Origin of the sequence: Infirmifilum sp. NZ (assembly GCF_022693705.1) — an archaeon.
In the GTDB taxonomy this organism is placed as follows: Archaea; Thermoproteota; Thermoprotei; order Thermofilales; family Thermofilaceae; genus Thermofilum.
Genome location: NZ_CP094288.1, coordinates 722,399 through 737,218 on the forward strand (window position 1 = coordinate 722,399; position 14,820 = coordinate 737,218).

The 14,820-nt window shown below is 50.1% G+C and carries 17 protein-coding genes; 5 read left to right on the plus strand and 12 right to left on the minus strand.

Translation table 11 applies throughout. The annotated features are described in order from the left end of the window. Nucleotides 1–14: 14 nt before the first annotated feature. Nucleotides 15–680, plus strand: a complete 666-nt coding sequence (locus MOV14_RS03845) for an adenylate kinase (protein WP_442786697.1) — start codon at nt 15–17, stop codon at nt 678–680. Here MOV14_RS03845 and MOV14_RS03850 read toward each other — a convergent pair. From MOV14_RS03850 to MOV14_RS03870, 5 genes are read right to left on the minus strand one after another with little or no spacing between them, the layout of a single operon-like run. Next, nucleotides 646–1,119, minus strand: a complete 474-nt coding sequence (locus MOV14_RS03850) for a hypothetical protein (protein WP_318537917.1) — start codon at nt 1,117–1,119, stop codon at nt 646–648. The two genes, MOV14_RS03845 and MOV14_RS03850, sit on opposite strands and share 35 nt — an antisense overlap. Beyond that, nucleotides 1,112–2,329, minus strand: a complete 1,218-nt coding sequence (locus MOV14_RS03855; protein WP_318537918.1) for a DUF58 domain-containing protein — start codon at nt 2,327–2,329, stop codon at nt 1,112–1,114. The genes MOV14_RS03850 and MOV14_RS03855 overlap by 8 nt, the downstream gene beginning before the upstream one ends. A 4-nt stretch (nt 2,330–2,333) precedes the next feature. Next, nucleotides 2,334–3,281, minus strand: a complete 948-nt coding sequence (locus tag MOV14_RS03860; RefSeq protein WP_318537919.1) for an AAA family ATPase — start codon at nt 3,279–3,281, stop codon at nt 2,334–2,336. Between the two features lie 42 nt (nt 3,282–3,323). After that, complete coding sequence (locus MOV14_RS03865) at nt 3,324–3,629, minus strand: hypothetical protein (protein ID WP_318537920.1); 306 nt, start codon at nt 3,627–3,629, stop codon at nt 3,324–3,326. 1 nt (nt 3,630) lies between these two features. Next, complete coding sequence (locus MOV14_RS03870; protein ID WP_318537921.1) at nt 3,631–4,518, minus strand: DUF4129 domain-containing protein; 888 nt, start codon at nt 4,516–4,518, stop codon at nt 3,631–3,633. A gap of 100 nt (nt 4,519–4,618) precedes the next feature. Here MOV14_RS03870 and MOV14_RS03875 point away from each other — a divergent pair, with 100 nt between their 5' ends. Beyond that, entirely contained in the window at nt 4,619–4,885 is a 267-nt protein-coding gene (locus MOV14_RS03875; RefSeq protein ID WP_318537922.1) for a hypothetical protein, read from the plus strand. Here MOV14_RS03875 and MOV14_RS03880 read toward each other — a convergent pair. From MOV14_RS03880 to MOV14_RS03895, 4 genes are all read right to left on the minus strand, one after another. Beyond that, nucleotides 4,882–5,658, minus strand: a complete 777-nt coding sequence (locus MOV14_RS03880; RefSeq protein WP_318537923.1) for a PAC2 family protein — start codon at nt 5,656–5,658, stop codon at nt 4,882–4,884. The two genes, MOV14_RS03875 and MOV14_RS03880, sit on opposite strands and share 4 nt — an antisense overlap. 310 nt (nt 5,659–5,968) lie before the next feature. After that, complete coding sequence (locus tag MOV14_RS03885) at nt 5,969–6,709, minus strand: TatD family hydrolase (RefSeq protein ID WP_326403752.1); 741 nt, start codon at nt 6,707–6,709, stop codon at nt 5,969–5,971. Further along, nucleotides 6,699–7,544 carry an inositol monophosphatase family protein gene (locus tag MOV14_RS03890; protein ID WP_318538127.1) on the minus strand — a complete coding sequence of 282 codons (846 nt, stop codon included), beginning with the start codon at nt 7,542–7,544 and terminating at the stop codon, nt 6,699–6,701. The genes MOV14_RS03885 and MOV14_RS03890 overlap by 11 nt, the downstream gene beginning before the upstream one ends. Before the next feature lie 15 nt (nt 7,545–7,559). Next, entirely contained in the window at nt 7,560–8,063 is a 504-nt protein-coding gene (locus MOV14_RS03895) for a metallophosphoesterase (protein ID WP_318538128.1), read from the minus strand. A 45-nt stretch (nt 8,064–8,108) separates the two neighbouring features. Between MOV14_RS03895 and MOV14_RS03900 the strand changes: the two genes are divergently transcribed. Beyond that, nucleotides 8,109–8,444, plus strand: coding sequence for an SWIM zinc finger family protein (locus MOV14_RS03900; protein ID WP_318537925.1), 336 nt, complete (start codon nt 8,109–8,111; stop codon nt 8,442–8,444). An 11-nt stretch (nt 8,445–8,455) separates the two neighbouring features. Here MOV14_RS03900 and MOV14_RS03905 read toward each other — a convergent pair whose 3' ends face one another. Further along, the gene (locus MOV14_RS03905; RefSeq protein WP_318537926.1) at nt 8,456–9,550 is read right to left on the minus strand and encodes a lysylphosphatidylglycerol synthase transmembrane domain-containing protein; all 1,095 of its coding nucleotides are present in this window, start codon (nt 9,548–9,550) and stop codon (nt 8,456–8,458) included. A gap of 57 nt (nt 9,551–9,607) precedes the next feature. Between MOV14_RS03905 and MOV14_RS03910 the strand changes: the two genes are divergently transcribed. Continuing rightward, the gene (locus MOV14_RS03910) at nt 9,608–10,660 is read left to right on the plus strand and encodes a glycosyltransferase family 2 protein (RefSeq protein ID WP_318537927.1); all 1,053 of its coding nucleotides are present in this window, start codon (nt 9,608–9,610) and stop codon (nt 10,658–10,660) included. 149 nt (nt 10,661–10,809) lie between these two features. Continuing rightward, entirely contained in the window at nt 10,810–11,379 is a 570-nt protein-coding gene (locus tag MOV14_RS03915) for a hypothetical protein (RefSeq protein WP_318537928.1), read from the plus strand. Between the two features lie 42 nt (nt 11,380–11,421). On the opposite strand, the gene MOV14_RS03920 is transcribed toward MOV14_RS03915, so the two are convergent. Both MOV14_RS03920 and MOV14_RS03925 read right to left on the minus strand, forming a co-directional pair. Next, on the minus strand, nt 11,422–12,765 hold the full coding sequence (locus MOV14_RS03920; RefSeq protein WP_318537929.1) for a glycerate kinase type-2 family protein: 1,344 nt from the start codon (nt 12,763–12,765) through the stop codon (nt 11,422–11,424). A 219-nt stretch (nt 12,766–12,984) separates the two neighbouring features. Further along, nucleotides 12,985–14,820, minus strand: a complete 1,836-nt coding sequence (locus tag MOV14_RS03925; RefSeq protein WP_318537930.1) for a glycoside hydrolase family 57 protein — start codon at nt 14,818–14,820, stop codon at nt 12,985–12,987.

The following is a 14,820-nucleotide window of genomic DNA, read 5'->3' on the forward strand; positions in this document are numbered from 1 at the left end:
GCGGGAGGAACGACGTGAAGCTCGTATTTATAGGTCCTCCGGGCGTCGGGAAGGGAACTTACGCGCAGGCTGTCAGTGAAAGATACGGTATTCCTCACATATCTACGGGCGACATTTTCAGAGAGGAGGCTAGGAAGGGCAGCGAGCTTGGGAAGCTTGTGAAAGAGTACATGGACAAAGGCCTGTTAGTGCCTGATGACCTTGTAATAGAGATAGTTAAGAGGAGGCTTCAGGAAACCGATTGCAGGAACGGGTTCATACTGGATGGCTTCCCCAGGACGTTACCCCAGGCTCTTGCTCTCGAAGAGTTCGCAAAGCCAGATCTAGTCTTAAACTTCATCGCTCGGGAGGATGTTATAATAGAGAGGCTTAGCGGGCGTCGCGTGTGCGCTAACTGCGGCGCCATCTACCACGTTAAATACATGCCTCCCAAGGTGCCAGGAGTGTGTGACAAGTGCGGTGGACCTCTTATCATTCGACGTGACGATCGGCCTGAAGTGATCAGAGAGAGGCTGAAAGTTTTCCACGAGCAATTCACGCCGATTATACGCTTTTACGAAGAGAGGGGGAGACTCATAACCGTAGAGGCCAACGAGCAAGCTCCCGTTGTCATACCAAGAGTCCTAAGTATCCTCGAAATGCGATTCAAGGAGTCGCCTCGCTCGCAATCCGGTAAATGACATAGACGATAGCCGCGACTGTCAGAGTTATGGCAAGTGAGGGGGGCCTCCATTGTATGCTTTCAACGCTCTCCCAGATGAGGGGCACGAGCGTTAAGGCTATGTAGAGCGGCGTGTACCAGTTTAAGACATAATGCACCCCAGCTAAAGTCCCTTTACCGATTATGTGTAACGAGTCCCGCGAGGCTATCAAAAGGAGGCCTAGAAACATCGCAGAAACTAGGTCTAATTGATCAAAGGCAGTTAGTATGACCAAGAATAGGTACATGGTGGAGAATGCAGACTCGATAACCTCCACGTGGGAGGCGCGGTAACCGGCGAACTCCAGTGCTAGAAGTGAGATAAAAACGAGCGTGTAGGTGATCGGAAGCCTTAACAACAGCACCGTCAAAGCGCAGAGGATTAAGAGGGTTAAGGCGAGAAAACCTTGCTCACTCATAGGGCTCTACCACAACGGCTCTTCTTGATTTGCGAGGTAAAATTTCCAGTATCCCCTCTCTCCAGATCTCTGAGAGAAGGTTTTTCGACCTGAGGATACGCAGGCTTGGTATCTCGAATGGGTTAACGGCTATACACGTTATGCTGTAGCCCATGCCTTCAGCCTCCGAGATTATTCTGTAGACCTCTTCCTCTGTGAAAGAAGAAATGACGACGACGGATGAGCCCGAGGGAGAGAGGATGTACGAGATCCTTTTGAAGACTTCGCCGTAGTCGACGATCTGTCTTGTGGGCAAGTAGCGCACGTCAGCTAGTGCAGACAAGAGCCTGATCAGGTGCCTTTTCCCTGAGCCCGGTTTAACCCAGTCGCGGTAGTTTCCCACAACAAGCATCGCGACGCGGTAGCCTGAAAGTGTCAATCCAAACACCAATGAGGCGGCTACCCTTACTACAGCGTCAACGAAATCCTCGACTTCTCTACCCAGGATCCTCCTACCACTCACGTCAAGAACTACGATTACGTTGGTGAGCCTCTCAGACTCGAAGACATTAACCATCCACTTTTGAAGCTTAGCTGTCGCCTTCCAGTTTATGCGGCGCAAAACCCCTCCTTGAGCTTCTTTAACTTCCAGGAAATCTCCGCCCTCACCGGGTCTTTTTGAGACTATTTCGCCTGTCCTGGGAATAGTGTAGGTTGCAGCCAAGCCTACGCGGTATTTTCTTAGCAGTTTGGGTAAGTACACGATTTTATCCTGTTCGAAGCTGAACCTCTCCACTCTTCTCATTAGAAAAGGATCGTATATCTCGACTATAGCAGGACCTATCTCGTAATGACCTCTCTTTATAGAAGAAACCCTGTACTTGACTGATTTCTCCTCACGCGGCCTCAGAACCAGGATGCCCTTGTTTGCGCCCTCCACGACTGTAAGAGGTTCCGCTATCTTATCCTCGAGGCCTAGAATTAGCGGAGAGTTTGAGAGGTTCTTTACTCTCAGGTTGACTTCAAGCTCCTCGCCTTCAATAAGCCTCGTTCTGGAGAGCTCTCGAGATAAGTCAACACGCACTGTACCCGTAGCTGGGGCTTGCCGACTTAAGATTAAAGAGTAGATTAGCGGAAGGGAGAAGAGGAGGAGGCTCCACTTTTGCAGACCTACAGCTAATGAAACAATTAGCAATGCTAGTATCGCTGTGGCCCAACCCTTCTCCGTCAACACGTTAATCCCTTACTTCTCTCGGAACCTCGGTTTTCTCAAGAACCTGTTTGACAAGCTCCTCGGATGTGAAACCCCTGATTGCGCTCTCAACCCTCAGTACAAGTCTGTGTGCTAGAACTGGAACAGCGAGCTCCTTTACATCGTCGGGAATGACGTACTTTCGGCCTCGTATGAATGCAAGGGCTCTTGAGGCCTTCATCAGAGCCTCTGCGCCTCTCGGGCTGACCCCCACTTCTACCTCCTTCAGTCGTCTGGTAGCGGCGACCAACTTCACTATGTACTCGAGGATACTCTCGTCCACGTAGACGTCTTCTACGGCTCTCTGAAGTGCGAGGATCTCATCCCGCGAGACGACTTTGTTGATTATAGGCTTATCCGCTCTCCGCTCGATGCGTTTTCTCAAAATCATCTTCTCCTCTTCGAAGCTAGGGTATCCCATCTTTACCTTCATCAGAAAGCGATCCAGCTGGGCCTCCGGTAAAGGGTATGTTCCTTCGAGTTCAATCGGGTTGAGGGTGGCTACAACCATAAAAGGCTCGTTCAAAGCAAACGTACTCCCATCTATTGTAACTTGCCTCTCCTGCATGGCTTCCAGCAACGCACTCTGCGTCTTCGGCGGGGCTCTGTTTATCTCGTCAGAGAGAAGAATGTTCGTGAATATCGGTCCTTTTCTAAGCTTGAAATCCCCAATCTTTGGGTCATAAATGTAGCCCCCTGTGATGTCCGAGGGTAGTAGATCCGGGGTAAATTGCACACGCCGAAACTCCAGGTCAAGCGCCTGAGCAAAAGATGAAGCTAGAAGGGTTTTAGCCATTCCCGGGTAGTCTTCGATGAGCAGGTGACCTTGAGCTAGGAGCGTGACTAAAACTTTCTCAACGACATCTCTCTTTCCGACAATAGCCTTTTCGATCTCAGCATAGAGCCTCTCGAAGAGCTGTTTATCAGGCATCTCGTTGACCGTTTTTGAATGAGAGATACTGTTAATATTCGTTTAGGCTCCCTGAAAAATCCTTTTCTTGAGTTCTTTAGGGGAAGGCTCGTGTCCTTTGCTCAACGCTTCTTCCACTTCATAGATTAGCCCCTTATACTCCTCGCTCTCGATTTTGATTCTCCTTTTAGGGCGATTCAGGGATTTAAGCATCATAACGACTACCTGCAGGGTGGCTACAGCCGCTAAAAGCAGCGACGAAAGCCACGCTATACTCCATGCCAGCCGCAAACCGTACGCTTCGTAGACTACGGCAACAGCGAGTGAAATAGACGCTAAAACGAGCAGAGTCTTGACAGCTCTCTCCACTCTACGTCGCCTCAAGGTGGTTGATTAGAGACGCTAAGGCTTTCTCAGCGCGCTCGCGGTCTTCCGTGTTCAATGGATAATCGCTGTATAGGGCCTTCTCGAAAAGGTACGTTAGATCCTCTAGGGGGGCGATCGGGATGGTAGGTATCAAGATAATTGTACGCTGCATTATTTCTCGAGCTGTCATCTGCCCTGGCGTGTCAACTCGCCTCTTGTTAAGCTCTCGGCAAAAAGATTTGTATAGCTCGGATATAACGCGCCTAACATATAAGTCGGATCTGATCATAGTCAGAGCCTGCTTTGATTCCTCCAGAATTGCTTCACGCACTTCTCTCGTGGCCAATTTGCTGTTTACCTGTTCTCTGCGGCTAATCCGAGCCGTAAGAAAAACTGAGGCAATGGCTAATCCCAATAGAACTGAGGCTATCCAGGGCGTATAGGGCAAGAGTTTCCCCGAGGCTTGCGGATAGAAAGTGGTGACAGTGGAGTTTAACCGCGTACCCGACGTGTTGAATTCCTGATTTAGAGAGGTGTTAGCGGGCATGGTGTTAAGCTGAACCTGATATTCCTCCTTGGATGGATTCCTGCTTATTACCAGGAGTACTAGCAGCAGGAGAAGAAGGTTGAACAGCAGGGAGAAAGCAAAGCTTTTTCCCCTACTCTCTCCTCTATTCTTATCTCTTTTGAGGAGCTCGCGGATCACCTCCGCGACATCGTACCTTGCTACGTAAATACCTACCGAAACTAAGGCTACAAACCCCAGAAAAACTGCCGCGTTAACATCCTGTTTAGCCACGCTTGGAACATAGAGTTCTCTTGGTTCACCCGTGGCTACCAAAAGTATCAGGATCGTAATGATTGCAAGCAACAGTATGTCTCCGTACCTCACCTAAGCTCATGTCATCAGTGATCGGCGAATATTTAAACCGAGCTTGCCCTGACTTGTTGTGTATTCGAGGACATTTCGGTACAAAGTCAGATCAGAGAGGTTGTCTGAGGCGGTTGCGCTAATCAGAGAGATGGACTCAATCATGCGATCCTACTCCGTGGAGTTTAAGAAGCTAACGCTTATAAGAGAGGCGGAGGGTGAGGCAGTGCTTTTAGAAATCTACCTCTTTGAGAGCTGGAACGATTGGCGCGAGCTGATGAAGCGAACCCAAGACGATGAGAAATTAGAGAAGATGTGGCAGATGTTTGAATCGATTGTAGCAGGAGAAATCCTGGAGGAGGACTGGGAAGCGGTGAGCTGGAGCTAGACGTACCAGCTCGGCAAGCCTTCTTTTCTCTCCTCAGCCTGTTCTGCTCTCTCGATCTCTCTCCTCAGCTCCTCTTCCCGCGCTTTCTCTTCCTGAATAAGCTTGTCCAGGCCCTCCAGATTCACCTCAAGCTTCAGAATTTTTGACAGAACTCTAACCACCTCCCGCGAAGATTCAAAGTTCGGCTCGGGAGTGTGCGTGCTTCCCATTATGACGAGGCCTTCAATGCCTTTTAGCGCGGCTAACGCAGGTAGAAGGCCGCACGCCCCGGTTATGGTCCCGCCAGCACTACGCTTGAGGCCGAGGGCTTCGAGCTCCGGTGCTGATCCAGAGCCAGCTACCGTGAAAACAACCTCAACTGTCGGAGTCTCGGAGGATGTCCCGCAGACCCCTATAACTTTTTCACCACCAAGAGAGCTGAAGAAGTCGAGAACACAATCCGCGACATCATACTGAGCCCAACTGACGGGTTGAACCTCGCTCGTTAGAAAAAGGATGTCATGCTCCTCGCCGCTATAGAGGTAGAATTTGTAGGATGGAAGCCTCAGGCTTCCCGTTTGGTCGACAAAAACCCCAGCGTTTCCGACGGGGAGGAGTAGCCCAGGGCCCACGAGCTCGGCCACTTTCTCCAGCCCGAGCGTCGAGACAATGTAATCAACGGCGATCTTCCCCACCAAGCCTATCCCAGGTAGCCCCTGCACCAAGATGCCGTGCCTGAGCGTCAGTTCCCTGTAAACGAAGATCCTATACCCCCTGCACTCAAGCGTACGCACAGGTTTCACAGCCCGACGAAACTTAAAAAACTTACATTAACTCGCTCAGCATCGTGTACACGCGTTTCGCGCGCAAGCCACCTGCGTTGATGCGAGGGGATTCCACGGCAGTGAGCTCGGTGAAAGCATAATTAGGACGTAGTGTTTGAGCTAATTGCTGATGAGCACCTGCGACACTGAAAGGTGATGAGTACCAAACCGTCTGAGAAGACGAATTCTGCCAGAATCCGCAGGGTAAGTTCCCCTCATCGCATCGGCACCGGGAGTACTCTTCATCGAAGGAAGATCCTATTCAGCAGGAAGACGCCGATTACCTATTAAAAAGCTTTTTGGCGTTCCCGAGCACTTCTTTCCTCAGGGTGTCTTCGGGGATACCTTTCAAGGAGGCTATTTCTGCTATTAGCTCTGGGATCAAAAGTGGGGTGAGAGTAAGGCCCCTATAGTGGTAGGGTCCGTCGCTCTCTGTTAGCATCGAGCTCACCGGAACCGCAGATACTACCTGCTTAGCCTTCGGCTGTAAGCGCAGTGAGGCGTTCACACTTATCATGTAACCTGAAGAAAGTAACTCCGGTAGTAGATCTAGGGGGCCGGTGTACCAGTGGAAAACAGCGCTTTTCACACCATGTTGCTTTAAAAGCTCCAGTGTTTGACGCCACGCTCCAGCGGAGTGGATGTTCATAGGCTTGTTGTGCGTTCTGGCGAGCTCTACAAAGCGCTCAAAGATTTTTCTCTGCAACGGGAACGTGGCAGCTACGAACTTCAAGTCGAGCCCAACCTCGCCTACGCAATCCGCATCTGAGATAAGGGCCTCGATCAGATCTACCTCATGGGTGGCCGCGCCCTCTTCTTTCAGGTTCCAAGGGTGCAACCCCACGCAAGCGAGGACGTTCTCTGGGTAGGAGTCGCGGATTTCCAAGACTTTGAGGGATGAAAGGTAATCCTCTGAAACCGCGATCAGTCGTATGCCCGATGAGACGAAGCGCTCAACGTCCTCCACCTGGAACTCGTAGAGGTGTACGTGGGCGTCAAGGTAGAGAATATCACGAGGCATAGAACATCTCTGTGAAGTCCATGTTGAGCGCTTCGCGGTAAACAGCCTCCAGCTGCTTCCCAAGCTTCTCAGTAGAGGCGGCTATTACTGCTAGTTTCTCTTTAAGTGAAACAGCTCCCCGCTCATTGAGAGAGCCCCTCACTTTAACCCAGGCACCCGCTTCACGCGCTATAAGGATAGCTGCCGCGACGTCAATGACCCTCATGGTACCCCACTGGTCTATGTAAGCGTCTACACCTCCCGATGCCACAAACGAGAGCTCTAGGCTGGCGCTACCTAGGCTCCTGACTACACCCCCCCTAAGCGTGAGCATGAGCGCATAAACTTGTGGGAGAAAGACAGCCTTAGGCGTAGCTCCAACGAAGACTAGAGCGTTGGCAAGATCATCCTGAGATGTCACTCTAATTGGTTTCCCGTTCAGCCAAGCGCCTTGACCTCTGACAGCGGTGAACTCCATGTTTAGGAGAGGAGCGTACACAACGCCTGCAATGAGGTCGTCTAAGGTCTCGCCTTCCACAACGCCAATAGAGATGGCGAAGAAGGGTAGCCCGCGCTTGTAGTTCCTGCTTCCGTCGATGGGGTCTATAATGAATGTATATGTGGGACTCTCCCCGTAGGAAAGTTCTCCGGCTTCCTCCGATATTACCCTTAACCCCCCCATGTGTTGACGGAGATAGTTTATGATAGCCTCCTCGGACGCCACATCGCCCTGAAGCGAGTAATCACCGCCTTTACCCTTGCCTACAACGCTACCAGCTGTCCCTAGCTTGATGGCTTCAATAGCCCTTTCAGCACCCTCTCTAGCTGCCTCCCGGATGAGGCTCAGAAGCGCCATGCTGTCCAAGGCTTGCTACACCTCAATTACCTCCACTGAAAGCTTTTCTAAGTCAACTACAGCGAAGGTGCGCGTAGTAGCAAGGTACCCCGAGAGAGCGCCGGGGTTTACCACAAGCGTTTCTCCTATTTTCCGGACGTCCACTCTGTGCGTGTGACCATAGACCACGATGTCGAAAAGACCACTCCTAGCCAGGGCTTCAACCAACTGTTCAGTTTTCTCCGGTGTGGAGGCTCCATGAATCACGGCAATGCTTCTTCCATTGATCTTGAGGAAGAGGGGGGCCTCCTCTAGTACGACTCCAACGTTCTCCGCTGTTTTCGCAAGTAAAAGCTTCTCGCCATCATTGTTGCCGAACACCGCGTACACCTTAAACCCCTTGAATAACCTTAGCGTGAACGGGGAAACAATGTCGCCTGCATGTATGATAGCATCGATACTACCACCAGTTCTCGCGAGAAATGCGTTCACGGCATCGAGGTTATCGTGGGTATCTGATATAATCGCAATACGCTTCATGAGGCTCAAGCTTAATAAGTCGGTATGGAATTAAAATCTACCGTAATGTCGGCGAATAACGCTGAGGGAAAAGGAGAAGCTACGATGCAGCGGGAAATTCCTTTGGATAGGATGATAGCTAGAGCGGCCTGGCTACTGGCTGAAGGGCGCGTGGTGAAGATAAGCCCGTACCTGTACTACGTTATGGGTAAAAACGGTAAACACCTCGTCAGAGTGGAGGGTGGGAGGCTGACGTGCACATGCAAAGGATTCCAGGAGAAAGGGATATGCTCGCACGTGATCGCAGTTTCAACGCTATCGGGTATAAAAAGCATTGATAGCTTTCTCGACGAGAGAATTAGGGACAGGGTTCGAAGGGAGCTCCGAGAAACGTTTGGCTAGCGAGACTGCGCTCAGGGTTTTAGGAACGGGACTTCGATGCCGTAGTCTCTCGCTAGCCTCGTGAGAGTACCTTTAATCTCCTTCAGATTCTTCTCGGAGAAAATCTTCTTTGAGTAGTAGACTCCTATGGGGTATATTAGGGAGAGGGTCACGAGTATTGTCACGCTTCTGCCTATCAGTGTAGCCAGGACCGCGCGCTCTTTAGGGACCCCGAGGATGATGTAGAGTGTAATTAAGGCGACGTCCACGCTCCCGATCATGAAGGGTACTCCTATAGACGCTAGTGAGAGTGTAGAAAGTATTGTATACCCTGGAGCTATCAGCAGAGGATTAATATCGATGCCCACGCACCTCAAAGAGAAGTAGGGGGTCATTATCCCGCTTACCCACTGCCCCATCAGGGCGATGACGGCGAGCCAAAGGTAGAAGTTGTACGGAGAGAAATCCCTAGATGTCTCGGAGACGTAATCCAGGAATTTGTTGAGGTCGTTCAGAAGTGCGTGCTTATTGTTGATGGGGAGCTTTGAGACGAGTCTGGACATGAAGGATTTTAATTTCTGTGCATTAAAAATGAAAAGTGCGATAAGAGCTGAGCTAAGGATCGAGAGGAGGACGGCCGAGGCATAAAGTAGCATGTAGTGAGAGAACCCCACATATATGTTCACGATGAGGAGAGAAGCTACGAGTATGAAAATGGATAGCGTAGTGTTGAGGAGGAAGCGAAAGAAGAGACCGTAGCTTATCGACTCAGCCCAATCACCGTACTGCTTTAGAAAAACAATCCTAACTATGTCACCTTCGATGAAAGCGCTGGGTAATAGGAGATCTACGAGCCAGGCAAGCATAGTTCCTCCCACAGCGTCCCTCAAGCGGAGCCTAAACCTTTTGTAGGCTAAAGCCCAGTAGGCTAACGCGTGAGAAAGGTAGTAGGCTACTTCGAAGAGTACGAGGTATAGAAGTAGCTGAGGGTTAACCGAGGAAATTGCTTGGAAAAACTCCTCGACGTCGAAGCCCTGGGCGATGTAAAGGACTATGACGATGATTAGGATGAGTTGAGCCAAGAGCACCGCGTGTCGTCTTAACCACGCTGTAAGCGACGTTTTCATGATCAGACCACGTGTGGTGTAGGAAGCCTGCTCATATAAGTATGCTAAAGTAATTTAATGGTCCTGCTTGTTAGAGGGCGCGTGAATGGTCTACCAAGGGTTAGCGTTGTTGTTGTGAACTACAGGTCGTATGATGTGCTTCGGCGCTGCTTGGAGAGCCTCCTAAGAAGCGACTACCCTGATTTCGAGGTTGTAGTTGTTGATTCGCTGACTCAGAGTTTAGAGGAGAAGATAAGAGAGGATTTCAAAGACCGTGCAATCAAGGTTGTCCACTTTGACTCGAACATCGGTGCCTCCGCATCTCACAACATCGGGGCAGTAGCAAGCGATCCGGAATCCAAATACCTGATCTTTATGGATAATGACGTCTTCGTCACGCCGGAAGCGATACGTTTTCTAGTTGAAACGATGGAGAAGGAGCCTCGAATCGGCATTCTGCAGGCGAAAGTTGTCTCTAAAAGCAACCGTGGGAAAATGGACCATATGGGTTTGGGGCTTGACATTGCCGGAACGTGGGTGACTACGTATGGGCAGGAAGCTGGGGCGTATGAGGAGCCACTGGAAATATTTGCAGCCTCGTCCGCTTTCATGATAACTAGGCGTGAGCTGTACTTTCAGGCCTTGGGTTTCGACGACACGTACTTTATTTACGATGACGACACTGATTACAGCTGGAGAGTTAGGTTACAGGGCTACGCGGTGGCTTATGAGCCTCGGGCGATTGTCTACCACGAGGATAAGTTCGAGAACAGGCTCCGGTACGATAAGCTTTACTTCGGTTTTAGGAACAGGCTTCTAAACATTATAAAAAACCTTGAAGCCGAAAACATGGCTACAAGCCTGGTGTCTACTCTCTACCTAGCATATTTGAATGTCCTAATGCTAAGCCTATCGCTGAGGGGACGCGAGGCATATGCCTACTTAAAGGCGACGGCAAACGTTATCTCTAACTTGCCTAGGCGTCTTGCCCACCGAAAGATTGTGCAGAGAAAGAGGCTCGTGAGCGACAAGTTTCTTTACAAGAAGGGTTTCTTGCGCAGAGACCTGTTGGGGACGATTATAATGCTTAGAGCCATTCTCACGAGGTATTTCACTGAGAAAAGCAAGTAAACCCTTCGAACAAAGAGACCGTAGCTTTTCGTAGTTTACACTTCTGGACAATTGATTCTATTTTGAGAGATGGGAGAGAAAGAGGCCGTTAGAGAGCGGGACACCTTTTGTTGCTACTCGGAAGCTACCGAAAAAAATGGTGACTTCGTTTGAAGAGAAGACTGGTAAGGCGAGTAGACCCGTTTTCTTACAACTTGCGGCGAACACAACGATTAGGGGATGGCGACGAGAAAAACGACAGGTATATTACTGTGGCCTGTGCTAGTGACTCGCGCCTAAAAAGGCGACATGAGAGGCGAATGTATAGCTCAGAAACAAGGGAAGTAAAAATAGCTGACATAACTCCGAGCACGCGAAGGTTCTCTGTAACCTTCAAGGTACTCAACGTCGACAATGAGAAGCAGATTACCTCTAGACGTGATGGTTCCGAGCACCGCGTAGCCGATGTTCTTGTTGGCGATGAAACCGGTGTAGCTATACTCACGGCGTGGGACAACGAGATCGACAGGTTCCGTGAAATGATAGGACAAACAGTGATGCTTCAGAACGGGTACGTGTCACTGTATCAAGGTAAGCTTAGGTTGGGGCTTGGGCGCTTTGGCTCAATTAAACCTTCCGATGAGAAGATCGAGAACGTGAACTCCGAGAATAACGTATCTGAGAGGGAATTCGAGGAAGGAGGATTTAGAGGCAGAAGAGGAGGCAGACGGCACTTCTAGGCATTTTTCCCTAAAAATTTTTATTTCATTTTTACTGTTTCTCTATATCTCCTCAATAACAGCTACTACGAAGTCGTTAACATTCGTACCCGTGTAGCCTGTCTTAATATGACCCCCAACTTCCTTGAAGAACTCATAGCTGTCATTCTCTTCAAGGAATTCTTCTGGTCTCAGCCCCATAGATATGGCTTTCTCGTAAGTTGAGCCATCCACGACGGCGCCCGCTACGTCTGTGGGACCGTCACGCCCGTCACTTCCAAGGCAGGCGACAGCCACTCCTTTTACTCCCTTCAAGTAGATTGCTAAGCTTAAGGCCAGTTCCTGGTTTCTACCCCCGATCCCCCCGCCCTTCACAGTCACGGTGGTCTCGCCTCCTATGAGAAGTGCGAGCGGCGGTGGTAGGGGGTTACCGGTTCTTCTCACTTCTTTTACAATTGATGCTATTACTTTGCCCACTTCTCGTGCTTCTCCCTCAAGCATAGATGTTAGTATTAGAGGCGCGTAACCCATCTCTCGGGCTTTAGCTGCCATAGCCTCCAAAGATTGTATATTACTTGCAATAACCCTGTTAATCACTTTTAAGAAAACTGGATCGTCGGGTTTAGGCGTCTCTGGAGCGAGGCCCTGTAATCCCTTCTCAATGTACTTTCTTATAGACTCAGGGGCTTCATCCCACACCGAGTACCTAGTAAGTACCGCGTACGCGTCTTTAAACGTTGTCGGGTCGGGAACAGTGGGACCCGAGGCGATGGTATCCATTCTGTCTCCTACGACGTCAGATATCATAAGCGTGAGCACCGTTGCTGGTTGAGAGTGCCGAGCCAGCCACCCTCCTTTAATTCGAGAGAGGTGCTTGCGTACGGTGTTTAACTCGAATATATCTGCTCCGCGCTTCATCAGAAGTATGCTCAGATCCCCTATCTCGTCTATTGTCACGCCTTCCACAGGGTACTCCAGGAGGGCTGAGCCTCCTCCCGAGAATAGAGCTATAACCACATCCTCCTCAGACAGATTCGAAACCGTTTCTAGGACCAAGCGCCCTGCTTCAACGCTCTTCTGTGAGGCTCTCGGATGGGTTGCCCCTACTAGCTTGATTTTCTTCAGGGAGTATTTTCCCACGAGCTCTTCTGGGACGGCTACCACCCCGCCTGCTACTCTATCTCCGAGAATTTCCTCGACAGCCTGAGCCATGCCTCCAGACGCCTTTCCCGCGCCGACAACATACACTCTGCCTTTGAGTGGTATCTCGGTCCCGTCCAGCAGTTGAATTGCAGAGTTGCTTACAGATATATAGCGCTTCACAGCCGCCCCTGGTTCAGCGACCCGTATGCCTTCAAGCGCCAATGTCAGAGCGATAATGCGAGCATTCTCCTCGGCCTCGCTCACGGGTATAACTTCGTGGCACTTCGGTTTAAGACTTGCGAGCCGCAGCTCGAACCTGTTACCATGCTAGCCCGAGGCGAAAACGAGCACTGTAATTTAGCTTCTAGAGCTTGAAAAGAAAAGCCATAGACCGCAGAGTCCATAGAGCATTTTCGGGTAGCTTGTACGCGCGCGAAAAAGCCCTGGAGGTAATAAGCAAGTTTAGTAGAGTGTAGCAGGATATTAGTGAGCCACCGGAAGTGTTATTGCGCCCGCTTTGACTACTACTTTTGGGCTTCCGTTCAGCGGTGTGTAAACAGTAATCCTCCTGTTAGAGTTAGGCTCAAGCTTCACCAAAGTTTCGCTTCTGAAGCCATTATCTTCAACGAAAATCGAGAAGTGAAGGCTGTAAGGGGACTTGTTCTCGAGCTGAATCACAAGATGATCATCAGCTTTCTCCACTATGGAGGCTTGCATGTATTTCTTTGCAAAGTTCTCGGCTATTTCGATGCTACGCTGCGCCCATCTTCTTACAAACTCGCGCTCTCTGTGAACTTCGCCATACCAGTAGAAGTCGCTGTCAAAGGCAATCGCTAAAGCCTTCATGGCTTGGAAAAGCTCGGTGCTCCTATCGAGGGCTAGGGCTTGCGCGTTTTCACCTATAATCCTATACAGGGAGAAGACAACGGTCAGAGCTTTAAAAGCCTCCTCCCACATCTCATCTTTCACACCCCCGGTCCACTGGGACTCGGAGAGGTTTACCCATGAGCCGTAAGGCACGTAGGTAAGTACCCTAGAGGGCTTGTGACCCTGTAGATACTGTTCCAGAGTCGTCGTTTTTATAACCTGGCTTTTCTCGATGTACTCTATTATGCGTTTCAGAAAGTAGGGTGCAAACCTCCGGTACTGCGGTATTATCATCCAGTTTTCTCCATCCAATGCGATGACGACGATGCCCCCCGGTGCCGTTAACCGCCTCTTAGCCAGTTCGATGACGAAGCGCCTTGCTGCCATATCAGCCTCTTCTTCGTCCTTGAAGTCCACGTTGAAACTTATCCAGTTGCTAAGTGCAAGATCTCTGAAGAAAACTATGATATCATTAGAGGTTTCCGGGTTACGCACGATGTATGGCTCATAAATCGTGCCTTTTTCGCCGCTAGCCTTTTCAAAGTGTTGCTGGCAGAGAACGGTATAAAGAATGTTGTGTTCACGGTAAATGTCTACTAGCTCCATGCTCCAAAACATTTCCGGAGTCCAGAATCCCTTAGGCCTCTTGCCGACCGCATTCTCCACAATAGTGAGCCCTTGGGTGATCTCCCATGATAAAAGCTTTTTTGCTTCATCGAGGAGGTTCTTTTCGCGAGCCTTCTTCAACACGAAGCCTAAAACTGTGTGAGCGTAGACGCTCCCCATGGGTTCAATCCTGCCTTGAGACACGAGGTGCCGGATCGTGTCCATAAGCTCTCTTATCTCTTCCTTCCGCTGAATAACCTCTGGGGGGATGCGCCTATCCCCGGAGACGACCATTTCCCACTGCTCAAGTAGAGAGGGAGAGAAGTGGTCAACATCGCTGAAACCCTGGAATTCCCCGTGAATGGCCAGATGCACTGAGTAGGGACCCTTCTTAAATCCCTCGAAATCCCCCTCTAAGACGTGCTTGTAGGCCCACAGGTCTTTGAATGTCCCCTCAGGGTAGTACTGAGGAGCTTGGTGGTGGTGCCAGACGAATGAAACGTAGATGGGAGCGCCTTTATCTGCTATGAAGACGGGGAACTCGAGGCCTTTCGTAGTGCCGTCTTTCTCCTCAGAGTATATTCCGAGAACGCCTTCGCCCACAACTTCCGGTATCTTCAATTTAACTTTGTACTCTCTTTGCCCTCCAGGTGGAATCTTTTCAAAGTCGAATATAGTAAGTACCTCCTGTTTACCGTTTACGCGGAGTGAAATGTACGGTCGTACCTCATGCTCCATGTCCTCCACGTTTAGCAGTGAGAAAGAAACTTCCAGGTTTGTGCCGCTCAGAAGGACTGCTTGGTCAAAGTTAGTAGCTATTTTTAGCATGAATATCAACTCAATCAA

Bases quoted from the DNA above. Each gene is read 5' to 3' on its own strand.
- MOV14_RS03850 (WP_318537917.1), bottom strand. From the start codon at position 1,119: ATGAGTGAGCAAGGTTTTCTCGCCTTAACCCTCTTAATCCTCTGCGCT.
- MOV14_RS03860 (WP_318537919.1), bottom strand. From the start codon at position 3,281: ATGCCTGATAAACAGCTCTTCGAGAGGCTCTATGCTGAGATCGAAAAG.
- MOV14_RS03885 (WP_326403752.1), bottom strand. From the start codon at position 6,709: ATGCCTCGTGATATTCTCTACCTTGACGCCCACGTACACCTCTACGAG.
- MOV14_RS03890 (WP_318538127.1), bottom strand. From the start codon at position 7,544: ATGGCGCTTCTGAGCCTCATCCGGGAGGCAGCTAGAGAGGGTGCTGAA.
- MOV14_RS03895 (WP_318538128.1), bottom strand. From the start codon at position 8,063: ATGAAGCGTATTGCGATTATATCAGATACCCACGATAACCTCGATGCC.
- MOV14_RS03900 (WP_318537925.1), top strand. From the start codon at position 8,109: ATGTCGGCGAATAACGCTGAGGGAAAAGGAGAAGCTACGATGCAGCGG.
- MOV14_RS03905 (WP_318537926.1), bottom strand. From the start codon at position 9,550: ATGAAAACGTCGCTTACAGCGTGGTTAAGACGACACGCGGTGCTCTTG.
- MOV14_RS03910 (WP_318537927.1), top strand. From the start codon at position 9,608: ATGGTCCTGCTTGTTAGAGGGCGCGTGAATGGTCTACCAAGGGTTAGC.